General features: G+C 38.4%; 18 protein-coding genes and 1 other RNA gene. 5 read left to right on the top strand and 14 right to left on the bottom strand.

The features are described 5' to 3' along the window. Nucleotides 1-18 precede the first annotated feature (18 nt). Both AC1M9F_RS03090 and AC1M9F_RS03085 read right to left on the bottom strand, forming a co-directional pair. Complete coding sequence (locus AC1M9F_RS03090) at nucleotides 19-867, bottom strand: 3'(2'),5'-bisphosphate nucleotidase CysQ family protein (protein ID WP_180027811.1); 849 nt, start codon at nucleotides 865-867, stop codon at nucleotides 19-21. A gap of 320 nt (nucleotides 868-1187) precedes the next feature. Further along, the gene (locus AC1M9F_RS03085) at nucleotides 1188-1325 is read right to left on the bottom strand and encodes a hypothetical protein (RefSeq protein ID WP_171076720.1); all 138 of its coding nucleotides are present in this window, start codon (nucleotides 1323-1325) and stop codon (nucleotides 1188-1190) included. A gap of 297 nt (nucleotides 1326-1622) precedes the next feature. Here AC1M9F_RS03085 and AC1M9F_RS03080 point away from each other — a divergent pair, with 297 nt between their 5' ends. The 4 genes from AC1M9F_RS03080 to AC1M9F_RS03065 all read left to right on the top strand — a co-directional run bounded on the left by AC1M9F_RS03080 (nucleotide 1623) and on the right by AC1M9F_RS03065 (nucleotide 4623). Then, nucleotides 1623-2315, top strand: a complete 693-nt coding sequence (locus tag AC1M9F_RS03080; RefSeq protein ID WP_481591038.1) for an HAD-IA family hydrolase — start codon at nucleotides 1623-1625, stop codon at nucleotides 2313-2315. Beyond that, complete coding sequence (locus AC1M9F_RS03075; RefSeq protein WP_035263651.1) at nucleotides 2299-2739, top strand: RNA-binding S4 domain-containing protein; 441 nt, start codon at nucleotides 2299-2301, stop codon at nucleotides 2737-2739. Before AC1M9F_RS03080 ends, AC1M9F_RS03075 begins: the two co-directional genes overlap by 17 nt. A gap of 146 nt (nucleotides 2740-2885) precedes the next feature. Continuing rightward, entirely contained in the window at nucleotides 2886-3929 is a 1044-nt protein-coding gene (gene recA, locus AC1M9F_RS03070) for a recombinase RecA (RefSeq protein WP_035263652.1), read from the top strand. 67 nt (nucleotides 3930-3996) lie between these two features. Beyond that, nucleotides 3997-4623 (top strand): regulatory protein RecX, encoded by a 627-nt coding sequence (locus AC1M9F_RS03065; protein ID WP_035263653.1) that lies wholly within the window; start codon nucleotides 3997-3999, stop codon nucleotides 4621-4623. A gap of 27 nt (nucleotides 4624-4650) precedes the next feature. Here the strand turns inward: AC1M9F_RS03065 and ffs are convergent. Further along, nucleotides 4651-4747: signal recognition particle sRNA small type (ffs, locus tag AC1M9F_RS03060), an RNA gene on the bottom strand. Nucleotides 4748-5032: 285 nt separating this feature from the next. Between ffs and AC1M9F_RS03055 the strand changes: the two genes are divergently transcribed. Then, entirely contained in the window at nucleotides 5033-5860 is an 828-nt protein-coding gene (locus tag AC1M9F_RS03055; RefSeq protein WP_481597025.1) for a YbgF trimerization domain-containing protein, read from the top strand. Nucleotides 5861-5906: 46 nt separating this feature from the next. Here AC1M9F_RS03055 and lpxA read toward each other — a convergent pair whose 3' ends face one another. From lpxA to pyrH, 11 genes are all read right to left on the bottom strand, one after another. After that, nucleotides 5907-6695 (bottom strand): acyl-ACP--UDP-N-acetylglucosamine O-acyltransferase, encoded by a 789-nt coding sequence (lpxA, locus tag AC1M9F_RS03050; RefSeq protein WP_035263657.1) that lies wholly within the window; start codon nucleotides 6693-6695, stop codon nucleotides 5907-5909. Further along, nucleotides 6692-7174 carry a 3-hydroxyacyl-ACP dehydratase FabZ gene (gene fabZ / locus AC1M9F_RS03045; RefSeq protein WP_035263658.1) on the bottom strand — a complete coding sequence of 161 codons (483 nt, stop codon included), beginning with the start codon at nucleotides 7172-7174 and terminating at the stop codon, nucleotides 6692-6694. The genes lpxA and fabZ overlap by 4 nt, the downstream gene beginning before the upstream one ends. Before the next feature lies 1 nt (nucleotide 7175). Then, nucleotides 7176-8246 carry a UDP-3-O-(3-hydroxymyristoyl)glucosamine N-acyltransferase gene (lpxD, locus tag AC1M9F_RS03040; RefSeq protein ID WP_092766345.1) on the bottom strand — a complete coding sequence of 357 codons (1071 nt, stop codon included), beginning with the start codon at nucleotides 8244-8246 and terminating at the stop codon, nucleotides 7176-7178. Between the two features lie 3 nt (nucleotides 8247-8249). Beyond that, nucleotides 8250-8738 (bottom strand): OmpH/Skp family outer membrane protein, encoded by a 489-nt coding sequence (locus tag AC1M9F_RS03035; protein WP_481597024.1) that lies wholly within the window; start codon nucleotides 8736-8738, stop codon nucleotides 8250-8252. 28 nt (nucleotides 8739-8766) lie between these two features. Beyond that, on the bottom strand, nucleotides 8767-11262 hold the full coding sequence (gene bamA / locus AC1M9F_RS03030) for an outer membrane protein assembly factor BamA (protein WP_481591041.1): 2496 nt from the start codon (nucleotides 11260-11262) through the stop codon (nucleotides 8767-8769). Between the two features lie 41 nt (nucleotides 11263-11303). Continuing rightward, complete coding sequence (gene rseP, locus AC1M9F_RS03025; RefSeq protein ID WP_481597023.1) at nucleotides 11304-12659, bottom strand: RIP metalloprotease RseP; 1356 nt, start codon at nucleotides 12657-12659, stop codon at nucleotides 11304-11306. 1 nt (nucleotide 12660) lies between these two features. Beyond that, complete coding sequence (ispC, locus tag AC1M9F_RS03020; protein WP_481597022.1) at nucleotides 12661-13857, bottom strand: 1-deoxy-D-xylulose-5-phosphate reductoisomerase; 1197 nt, start codon at nucleotides 13855-13857, stop codon at nucleotides 12661-12663. Next, nucleotides 13858-14682, bottom strand: coding sequence for a phosphatidate cytidylyltransferase (locus tag AC1M9F_RS03015; RefSeq protein WP_035263666.1), 825 nt, complete (start codon nucleotides 14680-14682; stop codon nucleotides 13858-13860). 2 nt (nucleotides 14683-14684) lie between these two features. Further along, nucleotides 14685-15431 (bottom strand): polyprenyl diphosphate synthase, encoded by a 747-nt coding sequence (gene uppS / locus AC1M9F_RS03010; protein WP_481587503.1) that lies wholly within the window; start codon nucleotides 15429-15431, stop codon nucleotides 14685-14687. Between the two features lie 8 nt (nucleotides 15432-15439). Next, the gene (gene frr / locus AC1M9F_RS03005) at nucleotides 15440-15994 is read right to left on the bottom strand and encodes a ribosome recycling factor (RefSeq protein WP_035263669.1); all 555 of its coding nucleotides are present in this window, start codon (nucleotides 15992-15994) and stop codon (nucleotides 15440-15442) included. A gap of 76 nt (nucleotides 15995-16070) precedes the next feature. Further along, nucleotides 16071-16799, bottom strand: a complete 729-nt coding sequence (pyrH, locus tag AC1M9F_RS03000; protein ID WP_035263670.1) for a UMP kinase — start codon at nucleotides 16797-16799, stop codon at nucleotides 16071-16073. Nucleotides 16800-16846 lie beyond the last annotated feature (47 nt).

Below are 16846 nucleotides of genomic sequence, written 5' to 3'. Positions count from 1 at the left end.
AATTATAGTTCCACTCCCCTAAAGTACATTTGACAACGCATCTAAAGCCAATTGCCTCATTTCAGGATCACGATAGGCGATAAAACCATTATTCAAAACAGTATCACGCTGATTATAGGTAAATGGCACAGAATCCAAGGTCAACAAACCACCTCCTATGCTCTCTAGCAAGCCTTGTCCAGCACTAGTGTCCCACTCGGAGGTTGGATGAAATCTTGGGTAAATATCTATTTCACCCTCAAGCATCATACAAAATTTATAAGCACTTCCAGCTTCACGACGTATAACCGGTATTTCTCTTTCAATATAATCAATATAGTGTTGATACTTAGGATTTTTACTACTATGACTCAGCCCAATTTGGATGGCATCGACTGGTGAGGCTTTAAATTTGCAATATTTTTCCCAAATATTGTTCATAAATGAATATTTATAAGGAAGATCTGTCAAATAGCCCATATACATAACTTTCTCAGTCGGTACAACTATGACTGAAAATACAGTTTGATGGTTCTGAATAAGACTCAGATTAATTGTAAATTCATCACGTTCATGAATAAACTCCTTCGTACCATCCAAAGGGTCTAGCATCCAACATTGAGGCCATTCATGTCGCTCTGAATAATCACTTTCTTCAGAAATGATCGGAATATCAGGTGTAAGTTTTGCAAGCTCTCTGAGCAGATATTGATTGACCTTTAAATCTGCTTGAGTTACAGGAGAATGGTCATCTTTTTCGTTGATTTTAAAATCACGTCCAGCACAATAGTTTTGATATTCTTCTAATAATATTTGGCTTGCAACAGCCAAAATCGGAACCAAATTTAACATTTGTTGATCTTGGGGAGCATGCGTTGTGATAAACATGGATAAAACCTATTTTTTCTGGCGCTACACACTCTAAGCACGACGATCATATTAAGAACCTCAGCCTAAAATGCAGCGTGATTTAATTTGCATTGTTGGATTTATATTTATAGTAGCAAACCTATAAAATATAACCACTTTGAAACACATAACCCATTTCAATCATAAGAACTCTAACACTTTTAAAACAAAATCCGAAGCGTGATTGCCAACAACCCTCAATACATCTTAAATAACACCCGCAATAGTTCCAAAAATCAGAGCGCCTTAGAGTCAGTATCAACATAAAAAAACAAGCCTTCTTAAAGAAGGCTTGTTTTTTATTTTTGCTCTTTGACTGGACTTTCAGGCTGTTCATTCGGTTTTTTTACAGGCTCTTTATTTTTAAAAGAGTCCTGATTCCCTTTATCCTCATTAGATTCTTTGTGTGGTTTCGAACTATTATCATGTTTTGTCATACTTCAAACTCCTATGCACCATTTTCAAAAAATATGATGCTTTCATAGCGACTTCTATACTATTTTTGTATTCATTCTTAAGATCTAAATTTGTGACCTTACACATCCAATTCGATATAATACGAATGGAATGAAATATAGAAGTCACCACGCACACCCATTCTTGAAGTTCAATTTTAAAATGCTGATGCGAGTCCAACCTTTTGCATCAAATGATGGTGTAAATCGATATTTAAATAACACCCATTTTGTTGTTTTTATTTGTGCTAAATTGCAACAATACCTGAGGAAAGATGAATGAATAAACCCATCATCATGTTCGACATGGATGGAACCCTACTCGATCTTGCTTTTGACGATTTAATTTGGAATCACAAACTCCCTGAGCGACATGCCAAAACTCATCAAATCAGTTTAGAGCAGAGCAATCAAATTCTATTTAAATTTTATCAAGATCATAAGCACACGCTCGATTGGTATTCTACGCGCTTTTGGACAGCCAAAGTCGGCGTTGATACTTTTCAGCTTCAACACGATCACAAAGAATTCATCAAGCCGAGACAGGGATGCATTGCGTTACTATCAAGCCTTAAGCAAGCTGGATACCGAATATGGTTAGTCACCAATGCTGATGAAAGAGGTTTGGCATTGAAAATGAATCAAGTTGACCTCACCTCTTATTTTGAAGTGATGATCAGTAGTGAAACAATCGGTTTTGCTAAAGAGCGTTTTGAATTTTGGGATCAATTACAGCAAATGCACCCATTTGAACCTCTTCACTGCGTTCTCGTTGATGATACAGCGGTAGTACTCGAAGGTGCTAAATCTTTTGGTATTGAACATCTAATCACAATTACCCAACCATCTAGCGCTCAACCTGAGCGCGAAAGGTCTAAACTTCAGTATCCTGCAATTAATGATCTAAGATCATTAATCCCCTATTTAGACCAAATTAACCATGAGAAAGAAATGAATGTCAAAACAGCATGAAACTAAAATCACAGATTCAATGCGAATTGATAAGTGGCTTTGGGCAGCACGCTTTTTTAAAACCCGCTCAATTGCCAAAGCAGCAATCGAAGGTGGTAAAGTTCATCACAACAATGATCGTGTTAAAGTTTCCAGAGAAGTACGTGTAGGAATGGAGTTAACGATTCAGCAGGGATTTGAAAAGAAAACCGTCATTGTGAAAGCATTATCATCTGTACGAGGCGGGGCACCTACTGCACAATTACTCTATGAAGAAACTGAAGTCAGTATCGCGCGTCGTGAGTTGCTTTCTGCACAAAGAAAATTGCATAATCTTGCACGACCAGATCATCGACCAAGCAAAAAAGATCGACGTGATATTACAAGATTCCGTCAACAAAATGGTCAGCAATATGACGAAGTTTGGTCATACGATGATGAATAAGTTAAAGCGACAAATACTGTCGTTTTGAAGTTTAAAATTATAGAACAGTCCGATTTTTTCTGTCACTATAAATGCCGTGGACATTAGACTTAATTAAAGACATCCACTTAAGTTATCAGTGATTTACATCGTTTTGAGGTTATGAGATGGATGATAATAAAAGCAAAGCACTGAGTGCTGCTTTAAGCCAAATTGAAAAACAATTTGGTAAAAATACGGTAATGCGCCTTGGTGACAATACTGTTCAAGCTGTAGAAGCTGTATCTACAGGCTCTCTTACACTGGATATCGCATTAGGTATTGGTGGTTTACCTAAAGGCCGTATTATTGAAATTTATGGTCCAGAATCATCAGGTAAAACCACCATGACACTTCAAGCGATTGCGCAATGTCAAAAAGCTGGTGGTACTTGTGCATTTATTGATGCTGAGCATGCTTTAGATCCTCAATATGCTCGCAAACTTGGTGTAGATATCGATAACTTATTGGTGTCACAACCTGATCACGGTGAACAAGCACTAGAAATTGCAGATATGCTGGTACGATCTGGCGCTATCGATTTAATTGTTGTCGATTCTGTAGCAGCCTTAACCCCTAAAGCCGAAATTGAGGGTGAAATGGGTGACTCTCATATGGGTCTACAAGCACGCTTGATGAGCCAAGCATTGCGTAAAATTACAGGTAATGCAAAGCGCTCCAACTGCATGGTGATCTTCATTAACCAAATTCGTATGAAAATTGGAGTCATGTTTGGAAGTCCAGAAACCACTACTGGTGGTAATGCGCTCAAATTCTATGCTTCTGTACGCTTAGATATTCGCCGCATTGGTCAAGTGAAAGAAGGCGATGAGATTGTTGGTTCTGAAACACGCGTTAAAGTGGTGAAGAACAAAATGGCACCTCCTTTCCGTGAAGCATTATTCCAAATCATGTACGGTAAAGGTACAAATCAGCTTGCTGAATTGGTCGATCTCGCTGTACAACAAGAACTTGTTCAAAAAGCTGGTGCTTGGTATTCATATCAAGGCAACAAGATTGGACAAGGTAAGAACAACGTGATTCGTCACCTTGAGGAAAATCCTCAACTTGCACAAGATCTTGATCGCATGATTCGTGAACAGTTGTTAACCACAGCGACACCAGCTCCAACTGAAGAAAATGACGAAGAAGCAGATTTATTTGAAGTATAATTTTTCAAAAATTTGAAATCGAAGCGCCCAAATTCTGGGCGCTTTTGTTTAAGTGCATGGATTTAAAATGTCAGAGAAGTTTCCCAAGTTCATTCATTATGAGCAATTAAAATCAATAATGAATGAAGATGAACCTCAACATCTCATCAATGATCAACACTCGGCTAGTCAACACCTAACCGATCAAGCACCAGATGAATGTGATTTAGATGATACTCATTCATCAGTTCTAGCACAGAATAAAGGCTTAACAGGGACTCGTTTGAGATCGTATGCATTTGCAGTCTTAACTCGCAAAGAATACTCAAAAAAAGACTTAATTGATAAACTTGCTTTGTATGCACAAAATAAGGAAGAGGTTTTGAGCTTAGTTGATGAGCTAGCGCGAGAAAATTATCAAAGTGATGCTCGCGTTGCAGAAATGACGGTACGCAGCCAATTACGTAAAGGAAAAGGTCCAAATCGAATAAAGCTAGCGCTTAAAAGCAAACACGTTGATAAAGCCTTGGCTGAACCAGAAATGGAAGAAATAGATTGGTATGAACAAGCATACTTATTGAAGGTCAAAAAATATGGCTATGAAGTTGCTCAGGACGCAAAATTAAAAGCAAAACAAATTCGCTTTTTACAATATAGAGGCTTTGAAATGGATGCGATTATGAAAGCTATAAAAAGAAAAGAGAATGAAGAATAAGAAATAAAATTATTATAATGGTGGCAACCCTACTAGCAAAACTCCGGCACATCATAGTTCTGATACCGTTGCTACCTTCCGGTCCTGGCGGGGTTCTCAGAGTACAATTGCGAAGCCACCAGCAGGGCTACCATTGCAAGAACAGAGTATAGAGATTTTTAACGATCTTGCAAGACCATAATGGGCTTTAAAGGCACTAAAAAAGTTCAAGTGAATATTTACTAATCTATTAACAACAAACTTGATATTTTTCATCTAAATAACTTCAACTTAAATTTCTTCATTTATACAGTTTCATTGTAAATTTATATTGATTTTAAATGCTATGACGTTTTTAATGATCTGATTATTAAGAATTGAAAATACTCAAAGTTCAAATTTGAGTATGGACACAAATGGAATAATGAACATGCTCAATAAGCGTACTTTTCTTGCACTAGCATTGATGAGCTCAACATCAGTTTTTGCCAATATTCCTATCGAATCAAAAGGATTAAGCCAAAATTCGAGTTTGAACCAAACAGCAGTCGCAGCGAATAACACCGCTACAGCCCCTACCAACACCAGTTGGCAGCTTATCCAACAAAGTCAACGCTTAGAAAATCAAATTCGTGCACTTCAAGGCAAATTAGAAGAACAAGAACATCAAATTAATCAACTGACCAACGAATTAAAAAATCGCTATACAGATCTAGATCAAAGATTAGAACTCCTTCAACAAAAAATTGATCCTGTGGAAGAGTCCAATATCGAGGATCCTAATGCTGCACCACCCGTTCCTAATGAGTCAACTGCACCAAGCACTAGCACTAACTCAAATACCACAGCATCACAAAATGCAACGAACTTGAATCAAACCAACCAACAAGAACTTGATAAAGCAGCTTATACAGTTGCCTTAGATGCATACAAACAAGGTGGCGCAAAAAAAGCCATTGCACCTATGCAAAACTTTGTACGTAATAATCCAAATAGTGTGTATACAGGTAATGCCTATTTTTGGTTAGCTGAATTCAATTTAGCAATTGAACCACCCAATTATGAAGAAGCAAGAAAACACTATGAAACTGTCGCGTCGAAGTTTCCAAATTCAGGAAAAGCAGCGCGATCTTTATATCAGCTGTATAGCATCGCGAAAGATGTAAATAAAAACGCTCAAACTGCTGAAATTTATAAAAATAAACTACTGAGCACCTATCCTGACTCTGAAGAAGCTGGATATTTCAAAAAAAGTTGAATAAAAAAAGACATCATAAGATGTCTTTTTTTTCTAGCAAAAGCTCTTAACGAACAATACCGCGCTTAGATTCATTTAGAGAATCTATGAGGAGCTGAGCTTCAGAAACATTTGGTAAAATTTCAGCAGTAATCTGCTCAATGGCTTGTTGTGTCGTTAGACCACTTTTATAAATTAACTTAAATGATTCTCGCAAACCATTGATTACATCTTTTGACCAACCCTTACGACGCATACCTTCTACATTCATTCCAAATGCATGCGCCGGATTACCAGACACCATCACATAAGCAGGAACATCCTTCAAAATCAATGATGCTCCACCAATCATGCTGTATGAGTCGATCTTACAGAATTGATGAATACCGGAGTTGCCACCGACAACAACGAAGTCACCAACATGCACATGACCTGCGACACCAACATTGTTTGCAAAGATGTTGTTATTACCCACCACACAGTCATGCGCAATATGCGTATTGACCATCAACAGATTATTACTACCAATTTTAGTAATACTTTGATCCTGCACTGTACCGCGATGCAGACTGCAATGCTCACGAATTTTGTTGTTGTCGCCAATCTCAAGCCAAGTTTCTTCACCAGCATACTTAAGATCCTGACACACCTCACCCACACTGGCAAACTGGAAAATTTCGTTTGATTTACCGATGCGGGTATATCCACCAACCACCACATGAGAATGTAACACTGTCCCACTATCAATCGTCACATGAGGACCAATAATCGAATAAGGACCAATTTTTACATCAGAAGCAATCGTTGCCGTAGGATCAATAATTGCTGTAGGGTGGATTAAATCACTGTTACTCATGCTTGCTCTAATTTCTGATGAGAAATAATAATTTCAGCTGTCGCTGCAATTACACCATCAACGCTCGCACTACAAAGATACTTGTAAATACCACGTTTCTGCATTACAAGCTCTGATTTTAACACGAGTTGATCACCAGGAACGACTTGTTTTTTAAAACGAACTTTTTCAGCGCCAGCGAAAAGAAAAAGTGAACCAGGTTTGGGTTTTTCATTGTTCATGATAAAGCCAAGCACGCCAGAAATTTGTGCCATCGCCTCAACGATTAAGACACCCGGCATGATTGGATAACCTGGAAAATGACCTTGCATAAACTCTTCATTTATGGAGACATTTTTAAATCCGACAATTCCATTCTCAGTCACTTCTGTAACACGGTCTACCAATAGAAATGGATAACGATGCGGCAAATATTCACGAATTGTTTGAATATTCATCGGCAATTCAGGAATTGAAAAAGATAAAGTAGACTCTGTCATATTATTTACGCAATTTTAAAGTTGATTCGATTGACTCTAACTGAGCCTGCATATCATCTATTTGTTTGACTAATTTGGTCAATGGCACATCTGCTAATTGTCTTAGACGAACAACTGTTCGTTTCCAACGAGAATTTTCGAGCAATCCCATTCCTGAAGAATATGTACCAGCTTCTAAAATGCTACCTGTAACCATTGACATTCCAGTTAGCGTCACATTATCTACAATTTTTAGATGTCCTGAGATACCACAAGCACCTGCAAGGATACAGTTTTTGCCAATCACAGTACTGCCCGCAATACCGCATTTTGCAGCAATTGCAGTATTTTCACCGATTTGAACGTTATGTGCGACTTGCACAAGATTATCAATAATCACACCATCATGAAGTATAGTGTCATCCAAAGCGCCACGATCAATACTACAGTTGGAACCAATTCTGACATCATTTCCAATTTGAACAGACCCGAGTTGAGCAATTCGGTTCCACTTACCTTGATAAGGAGCAAAGCCAAAACCCTCTCCTCCAATTACGGTATTCGCATGGATACGAACACGTTTAGCAATTTTAGATCGACCCGTAATCGTGACATGCGAATCAATGAAACAATCCTCACCGATTTCAACATACTCATCAATTTTAGTTTGCGAATGAATGACTGTATTTGAACCAATCACGGCATGCGGGCCAACCACCACATAATGTCCAATATATACATTATCCCCTATCATAGCACTCGGATCGATTACTGCGGTGGCCTCGATACCACGTTGCACAGTTTTAGATTCGAACACATGAGTTAAAATCGCGAAAGCAAGATACGGATTTTGTACGACAATAAAATTATTATGCTGATTAAGCTGAGCCTGCATCTCAGAAGTGACAATTAAGGCACCTGCTTGAGATGAAATCGCTTCGTCTAAATACTTATCAGAATTTACAAAAGAAATTTGGTTTGAGTTCGCTTGAGTTAAACTTGCAAGACCCTCTAGCAACAGATCTGCATCACCAATAACTTGGCCTTGTACAAGTTTGGCCAAGTGATCGAGACGAAATTGATTTGATTTCATTGACTATTTGATTGCATTAACCTTTTGAATCATTTTAGCAGTTAAATCGTATTTTGGGTCATATGCCAAGGCAGCATTTTTATTTAAAACTAAATCAAGATTATTTTCTTTGCGCAATTGTTCAGCAACTTGTTTAATTCTTGAGTCGAAAACTTTATTTGTATTTTGAATGGTACTTTGAACACGTGATTGAACAATCTGTTGCAAAGATTGAAATTCGTTCATCTTCGTTTGATATTGAGAGGATAGTTTCTGAGCATTCGATTGATTGGCTTGAGCTGATTTAGCCAACGCTTCAATTTCTTTACCCAATTGTTCTAATTTTAACGTTTGCGGTTTAATTGACTGCTCAAGCTGAGTATTCTGCTGTTTTAAGTACGTGCTATTTTCTACCACTTTTTCCAAATCGATTACCCCATATCCTGCTGCATGCGCAAAGCCAACTACAGATGTGAGTAAAACCGTTGATATCATTGTTTTAAATATATTCATTATTATTCCTTAAAGGCAAAAGGCCGTACTAGAAAGTACGACCAATTTCAAACTGAACAGACTTAGTTTCATCACCAGGCTTATCATTCAGTGGGTACGCATAGCTTAATGATAGTGGACCAATCATCGTAATCCATGTGAAGCCTACACCAACACTATAACGCATATTCCCGGCATCGAAGCCAAAGTTATCTTTACAGTATTGTCTCGCACCAACTGGAGTTGCTGGAGAATTACCAAAATATATGTCCCCAGTTGGAACATCACATTGAGTGTCGAACACTTGAGCGCCTTCTGCAAAGATCACAGGACGTACTTGGCGTGCCCAATCACCTTTAAATGGTACTGGTAAAATCAATTCAGTACCAAATTGCACTAATGCATTACCCCCCACTTCTTCAGGGTTTCTATCTTCTCGAGTTAAAGCAGCATCTGTAATACTCGGGTATTTTGGACCTAATGTACTATTATCAAAACCACGGACAGACCCATAGCCACCAGCGTAATAGTTTTTATAGAATGGTAAATCATTACCGAAACCTAACTTACCATAACCACGCCATACAAAATCCTTACCTATCGGAATAAAGGCTTGCGTATCGTATGTAACCTTCTGATATTCAACATCACTACCTGGCAATGCAATCTCAGCATTAACACGATGAGACATCCCAGACGTTGGGAAGCGTGGATTATTTAATGTGTTATAAGACCAACCTAAATTTAAACTATAAGTAAAGAAATCACCTTTGAACTCAGTGCCAATCTCATCAGTTTCATTAACACATAATGTTGGGTCATCTTTACTATACTCGAGACAATATTTCTGAGCTTTCGTTTGTCGACCATCATTTGCAAGCAAATAATCACGCACATATGTAGAAACAAATGGACCAGTCGTTACTTCAGTTTGATCAATATTAATACCAGCACTTAAGCTCTGATTCTCATCAATTGGGTAACCAAAGCTCAGACCACCACCAAAACTATCCGTAACATAGTTGTTAACGTTATAGTCTTCGTCTAATTTCGTCTTACGATAATAGAGATTGTAACCACGGCTGACACCATCAATTGTAAAGTATGGATCAGTAACACTTAGGTTATAATAATCTTGTGTCTCAGAACGAGAAAGATCAATCGCTACACGGTTACCTGTACCTAAAAAGTTAGTTTGACTTAAACCTGCTTGGAACGTGATACCGCCATTTTGCGAATAACCCACAGCTAAAGTACTTGATCCTGAGTGTTGTTCTTCAACAGCGATATTCAAATCAATCTGATCAGGCGCCCCCGGAACACGTACCGGCTTAACATCTACTTTACTGAAAAATCCAGTACGCATTAAACGGACTTTTGAAAGATCAATTTTTTCGTTACTCGCTAATGCACCTTCCATCTGGCGCATTTCACGACGTAAAACTTCATCAGCAGTCTTGGTATTACCTGTAAAATTAATACGTCTAACCGTAACTTGCTGACCCGGATTGATGTAATAATTCAAATTAACTTTTTTTGTTTCATTGTCAATTTGAGGCACAACATTAATTTCAGCATAGTAATAACCAGCATTACCATACTTACGCTGTAACAACTGTTTTACTGCATTCACCAACTCTTGTGAATAAGTTGCATCATCTTTATAAATCTTTAGTGCACGAAGATCTTCGTCTTTATATAAAGCATCACCTAAAAATTTGGTTTCACCAAATTTAAATTGCTCACCCTCATTCATTGAAACTTCAATGAAAATATTTTTTTTATCTTCACTGATATTCAAATTAGAGTTGGTAATTTCAAAATTGATATAACCTTTATTAAGGTATAAAGCTCTTAATGCTTCAAGGCTTGCTGCCATTTTTTCACGCGCGTAGCGATCATTTCTGGAAATGACAGATAACCATCCGCTTTCCTTGACAGCAAAGACTTGCTTAATTTCATCGTCTTTAAATACAGTATTACCAATTAAATTAATTTCAAAAACTTTAGCTGGTTTACCTTCAATGAAATTAATATTGACATCTACACGGTTATTAGCTTTTGCAACAGTTTCAACCTGAATATCAGCATTGTAGCGACCTTGTTGTGAATACTGTTGTTCAAGCTCGGTTTCTAGCGTCTGAAGTGCAGATTTAGTGAGCACCTCACCTTCAGCTAGACCCATTTTCTTCAAGCCCTCTTCCAAGGCTTCTTTTGGAATGAGCTTATTACCCTTGAAATTAATTTTAGAAATAATAGGACGTTCAACGACTTTGAAAACCAAAACATCGTTTTCTTTGAAAGCTTGAATATCATCAAACGAATTAGAGGCATACAACGCACGAATCGCATTCGCAATCACTGGATCATTAATGCGATCCCCAGCATTCACCGGTAACATTGCGAGTACATTAGCTTGCGTTAGTCGAACTAATCCATCAACACGCACATCCCGCGCGATAAACTCGTCTGCTGCATATACTTGTTGTACTGCTGCCATTGCGCTAACGAGTGCCAATGGCATAAATAAATGTTTGTGCTGCATGCCTATTGTTTTCCAGTAAGTTAATTATCCATCTATAACGCTTATAAACGCATAAAATCATTAAATATTGCGAGAAACATCATACTTCCCAGCAACACCATACCAATTTTTAATCCAACCAATTGTATTTGTTCAGAAACAGGTTTACCACGAATTAATTCAATTATGTAATAAACTAAATGCCCACCATCCAACATCGGAATCGGAAGCAAATTTAATATACCCAAACTTACACTCATTAATGCCATAAATGAAATGAAAGTTTGCCACCCCATTTCAGCACTTTGACCTGCAACTTTAGCAATCGTAATTGGACCCGAGAGATTATCCAACCCAATCAATCCACGAATCATTTTGACAATTGAGCCAAGTATCATAGAAGATAATTGACCCGTTTTTTCAACCGCAACCACGAAAGCTTCCGCTGGATTATATTGAATTGTATGCTTATATTCAGCAGGAATATTGATCTGACCAGATTGAGCTTGCACTCCCAACATTCCTGCCGTATTGCCCATATTGTCACGCTTTCCTTGCGGCATGACCTTTAATTGAACAACCTCGCCTTGACGCATCACTTCAATATTCAATAGTTTTTCTGGTGATTTTTGTACTATATCAACAACTTCAAACCAATCGTTAATTTTTTTATTATCAATCGCGACAATTACATCACCTTCCTTCATCCCTTGGCGTATAGCAGCACCATCTTCAGATAATTTATGCACAACTGGTTGAACATGAGGTCGATATGGTAAAAACCCCAAGACATCCAAAGGTGATTGAGACTGATCTTTTAGAAATTGCTGAATCGGTAAATTAAAAGTTTGCACCTGACCATCACGATCAGCTTGAATTTGAATCGTACCAGTTTCACCTACGCGATCAATCAGCGCATAATTCAATTTTTCCCAAGTTGGCGTTGCAGTTCCATCCACTGCTATGATTTTATCACCAGAACGCATCTCTACTTGTGCGGCTGGCGTATTTTCAATCACTTTACCAATTCGAGTGTTTAATTGTTCTTGTGCTGGTAAGAATAGAATCCAAAACAGTAAAACGGCAAAAATTAAATTAACGAGGGGCCCCGCAGCAACGATTGCAATTCGTTTTAAAGGGGATTGCCGATTAAACGCATAAGGTAAATCTTCTGCACTTACATTACCTTCACGCTCATCTAGCATTTTTACATAACCACCTAAAGGCAATGCAGAGAGCTGATATTGAATGCCTGACTTTTTAGAGGTCCACTTTAGAACTGTTGGACCAAATCCAATTGAATAAACAAGAACCTTAACGCCAAGTTTTCGTGCTACCCAGTAATGTCCAAATTCATGAATTGCAATCAATGGACCTAGAAGCAAAATAGCCGCGACGATAATGAAAAGTATATTCATCTTAGGTACCCAGTGAATTCGTGAGTTGAATAGCATAGCGACGTGCAAGCGCATCAGTCTCTAAGATTAGCTCTAAAGAATCAGCATTTGAATTTTGAACATGATTCAAAGTGGATTCAACAACTTTAGGAATATCTAAAAATTTGATTTTATTTTTTAAAAATGCTTCAACCGCGATTTCGTTTGCAGCATTTAAGATCGTAGGCGCCAATCCTCCAGATTTCATTGCTTCACGAGCCAATTGCAGCGCTGGAAAGCGCACAGTATCAGGCTGCTTAAAATTAAGCGTATCGTTTACAAATAAATCTAGCGGAGGAACATGTGTTTCAATCCGATTTGGCCATGCAAATGCATGTGCAATCGGCGTACACATATCAGGATTACCCATTTGAGCCAAAGTACTACCATCAACATACTGAACCATTGAGTGAATAATACTTTGTGGGTGCACAACCACTGTAACAAAATGTTCTTGAATTGAAAATAAATGACAGGCCTCGATCAACTCGAGACCTTTGTTCATTAGCGTTGCCGAATCAACTGATATCTTCTGGCCCATTGACCAATTAGGGTGCTTACAAGCCTGTGCAGGTGTCACCTTACTGAGCTCATCTAGCGTATGATGCAAAAATGGACCGCCAGAAGCAGTCAACAAAATTTGTGAAACACCTAACTGGGGTTTACCACCTGTATCTAATTGTAAATAATTTTGAGGCAGGCACTGAAATATTGCGTTATGTTCAGAATCTACAGGTAATAATAAGGCTTTATTCTCTTTAGCGGCCTTCATCATGATGTCACCAGACATCACCAACGATTCTTTATTTGCTAGAAGAACACGCTTACCAGCTTGAACAGCAGCGAGTGTTGGCAATAATCCTGCCGCACCCACTATCGCCGCCATCACGATATCAACCTGAGGATGCTCAGCAACAGCGATTAAACCCGACTCATCAGAGAGAATTTCGGTTGAAGTGATATTTTTTAATTTGAAAAATTGATGTAGTTCATCCACCTTGCCTGAAGGTACAACAGCATACTGTGGATGATATTGTAGACATATTTCGCTTAACTGCTCTACACGACTAAATGCAGATACCGCAAAAACATTGTACTTCTCTGGATGTCGATCAATGACTTTTAAGGTACTTTGTCCAATTGAACCCGTTACACCTAATATACATACTGATTGAGACATCTATAAATCTACACCAACAAGTTTTAAAACAAATATTCCCGCAGCAAAAATAGGTGCGGCAGCAAGCAATGAGTCAATGCGATCTAATACACCACCATGACCAGGCAAAATACGACCTGAATCCTTAATACCTGCACGACGCTTAATCATTGATTCAAATAAATCACCTTGAACTGAGCTAAATACTGTCAGCACAGATAGGAGTAAAAATAGAATATGCTCTACTGCGGTTAAATCTAAATAGTTAAATTGTACAAATAAGATAACAATGATGACTGTAATTACACCACCGATTAACCCTTCAATAGATTTATTCGGGCTCACCTCAGGTGCAAGCTTACGCTTACCAAGCTTCCTACCTACAAAATACGCCCCACTATCAGCACCCCACACTAAGAGGAATAGATACATGAGCCACCAAGGTGAACTTATCCAGACTTCGTATATTGCCGATACTGCAGCGCTAATAATCACTACACCAATCCAATTCAGTGAAGTGTTATACCACGCATCATAAAGAGGATATTGCTTAACCCAATAAATGGTAATAACCCAAGTAATAATCGAAGCACTCCACAACAGCAGTACTAGATCATCAAAATAAAGCGCAATTGCAGAAAATACCGCAGTGATTACACCAAAGCATCCTGCTTTAAATTTATTCACTTGATCAGTTTGACGAGGCATGAGTTTAAACCACTCATAGCCAGCCCCCCCGGCAGCGATAATCATTAACGCTAACATTGGATAAATGGATGTAGTTGCAAACATACAGCTCAAGACTACAGCCACTAAAATCAATGCGGTAATTATCCGCTCTAACATTATTAGTTCTCTATTTTCTCTTGTTGGACCTGCTCAGAGGTTTTTCCAAAGCGCCTTTCACGCCCTAAAAACACACCAAAGGCATGATCCAATTCTTCTGTTGTGAATTCTGGCCACAACGTCTCAGTAAAATACAACTCAGCATATGCAGATTGCCATAATAAAAAATTAGACAATCGATAATCACCACCAGTACGAATCAATAAGTCGACTGGAGGTAAGTCACCTAAACTGACATGCTGAGCAAACAAATCAACATCAACTTGATCAACATCAATTTTTTGTTCTTTGACGAGTTGTGCGATTGTTTTAGCAGTTTGTGCGATATCCCACATTCCACCATAGCTCACAGCAATTGTGAGCGTCATTTCTGTGAAAGTAGCAGTCCTTTGTTCTGCTTGCAACATTAATTGTTGCAATTCTGGCGATAAACGAGAGCGATCCCCGATGAATCTAAGCCCAATCTGAAACTTTATCATTCGAGGAATTTGTTCATTAATCGTCTCTTCCAACAGTTTCATGAGCAAATCAACTTCGTATTGAGGTCGATTCCAGTTTTCACTTGAGAAGGCATAAACAGTAAGTGCTTTTACACCCACTTTACGACAATGCTCTACAATCGGATCAAGGACATTTTTTCCTTCACGGTGTCCATCACCTTTTTGTAGATGTTTCTTTTTTGCAAAACGATTGTTGCCATCCATAATGATGGCAACATGTTGAGGCAGAAGCTCTGCTGAGATGGTCATTATATAGCTTAGACCTTCATCAACTCTGCTTCTTTTGCTGCTAAACGCTTTTCAACTTCAGCAACAAATTTATCTGTGATTTTTTGGATTTCATCGCCAGCACGACGCTCATCGTCTTCAGAAATTTCTTTTTCTTTCAGCAACGCTTTAATATCACCTAATACATCACGGCGAATATTACGAATCGCAACTTTTGCATTTTCAGCCTCGTTACGTGCCACTTTTTGCATATCACGGCGTGTTTCTTCAGTTAATGCCGCCATTGGTACACGAATTGAATCAGCAGTAATTGGGTTCAAACCTAAATCTGACTCACGAATTGCTTTATCAATTGCAGCAACCATAGTGCGCTCGAAAGGTTGAACAAGCAATGTACGCGAATCTTCAACACCAATGTTAGCAACTTGGTTTAATGGCACATCAGAGCCATAGTAAGGAACCATTACGCCGTTAAGAATTGATGGATGTGCACGACCTGTACGAACTTTAGCAAAACCATGCTCTAATGAGTCCAATGATTTATTCATGCGCTCTTCAGCATCTTTTTTAAGATCGTTAATCATGTGATCTTCCTTACCTAATTCTCAAAATTTAAATCAAAATAGTGTTTAGTATAAATAGCTTTGAAAGCCACGTACATCAATTAGTAACGTGAGTACCTTCTTTTTCACCCATAACCACTGACAATAACGCACCTGATTTATTCATATCGAATACTTGAAGTGGAACATTATGGTCACGGCATAAGCAAATCGCGGTTAAATCCATTACACCAAGTTTCTCATCTAAGACTTGGTCAAATGTTAATGCATCATATTTAACAGCATCTTCGTATTTGCTTGGATCTTTATTGTAGACACCATCTACCTTCGTCGCTTTAAGAATTAAGTTGGCCTCAATCTCAATACCACGTAAGCAAGCAGCGGTATCTGTCGTAAAGAATGGATTACCAGTACCCGCCACAAACACACAAACTTCACCATTATTTAAATGACGAATCGCATCACGGCTAGAATATGATTCTACAACTGTACCGATTGGTAATGCTGACATTAAACGGGTTTTAATATTACGACGTACCAATGCATCTCGTAGCGCCAAACCGTTCATCACAGTTGCTAGCATACCCATTTGATCACCTGTTACGCGACCAACCAAACCATCTTGCTGTAATTGGCTACCACGATAAAGGTTACCACCACCCACAACGATACCAACTTGCACACCTAGACCAACCAAGTGAGCAATAGATAAAGACATTTGATCAAGCACTTGTGCATCAATACCCATATCTTTATTGCCTGCTAGCGCTTCACCCGAAAGTTTTAGCAGAATACGACCAAAGCGTGGTTTTTTAGAATCTAACATCACAAACTCCAATATCCGAATTCATTTATAAGTATTACTTCAAACAA

The organism is Acinetobacter sp. ANC_7504 (assembly GCF_056779995.1).
Note: the sequence above shows the minus strand (reverse complement) of the source record. Positions and strands in the feature narration are given on the sequence as shown.

What these genes read in the sequence shown, in the direction of transcription:
- pyrH (WP_035263670.1), bottom strand. Translation starts at nt 16,799, where the DNA reads ATGTTAGATTCTAAAAAACCACGCTTTGGTCGTATTCTGCTAAAACTT.
- AC1M9F_RS03065 (WP_035263653.1), top strand. Translation starts at nt 3,997, where the DNA reads ATGTCAGAGAAGTTTCCCAAGTTCATTCATTATGAGCAATTAAAATCA.
- bamA (WP_481591041.1), bottom strand. Translation starts at nt 11,262, where the DNA reads ATGCAGCACAAACATTTATTTATGCCATTGGCACTCGTTAGCGCAATG.
- lpxA (WP_035263657.1), bottom strand. Translation starts at nt 6,695, where the DNA reads ATGAGTAACAGTGATTTAATCCACCCTACAGCAATTATTGATCCTACG.
- AC1M9F_RS03035 (WP_481597024.1), bottom strand. Translation starts at nt 8,738, where the DNA reads ATGAATATATTTAAAACAATGATATCAACGGTTTTACTCACATCTGTA.
- frr (WP_035263669.1), bottom strand. Translation starts at nt 15,994, where the DNA reads ATGATTAACGATCTTAAAAAAGATGCTGAAGAGCGCATGAATAAATCA.
- recA (WP_035263652.1), top strand. Translation starts at nt 2,886, where the DNA reads ATGGATGATAATAAAAGCAAAGCACTGAGTGCTGCTTTAAGCCAAATT.
- AC1M9F_RS03055 (WP_481597025.1), top strand. Translation starts at nt 5,033, where the DNA reads ATGCTCAATAAGCGTACTTTTCTTGCACTAGCATTGATGAGCTCAACA.
- AC1M9F_RS03085 (WP_171076720.1), bottom strand. Translation starts at nt 1,325, where the DNA reads ATGACAAAACATGATAATAGTTCGAAACCACACAAAGAATCTAATGAG.
- fabZ (WP_035263658.1), bottom strand. Translation starts at nt 7,174, where the DNA reads ATGACAGAGTCTACTTTATCTTTTTCAATTCCTGAATTGCCGATGAAT.
- lpxD (WP_092766345.1), bottom strand. Translation starts at nt 8,246, where the DNA reads ATGAAATCAAATCAATTTCGTCTCGATCACTTGGCCAAACTTGTACAA.
- AC1M9F_RS03075 (WP_035263651.1), top strand. Translation starts at nt 2,299, where the DNA reads ATGTCAAAACAGCATGAAACTAAAATCACAGATTCAATGCGAATTGAT.
- rseP (WP_481597023.1), bottom strand. Translation starts at nt 12,659, where the DNA reads ATGAATATACTTTTCATTATCGTCGCGGCTATTTTGCTTCTAGGTCCA.
- AC1M9F_RS03080 (WP_481591038.1), top strand. Translation starts at nt 1,623, where the DNA reads ATGAATAAACCCATCATCATGTTCGACATGGATGGAACCCTACTCGAT.
- ispC (WP_481597022.1), bottom strand. Translation starts at nt 13,857, where the DNA reads ATGTCTCAATCAGTATGTATATTAGGTGTAACGGGTTCAATTGGACAA.
- AC1M9F_RS03015 (WP_035263666.1), bottom strand. Translation starts at nt 14,682, where the DNA reads ATGTTAGAGCGGATAATTACCGCATTGATTTTAGTGGCTGTAGTCTTG.
- AC1M9F_RS03090 (WP_180027811.1), bottom strand. Translation starts at nt 867, where the DNA reads ATGTTTATCACAACGCATGCTCCCCAAGATCAACAAATGTTAAATTTG.
- uppS (WP_481587503.1), bottom strand. Translation starts at nt 15,431, where the DNA reads ATGACCATCTCAGCAGAGCTTCTGCCTCAACATGTTGCCATCATTATG.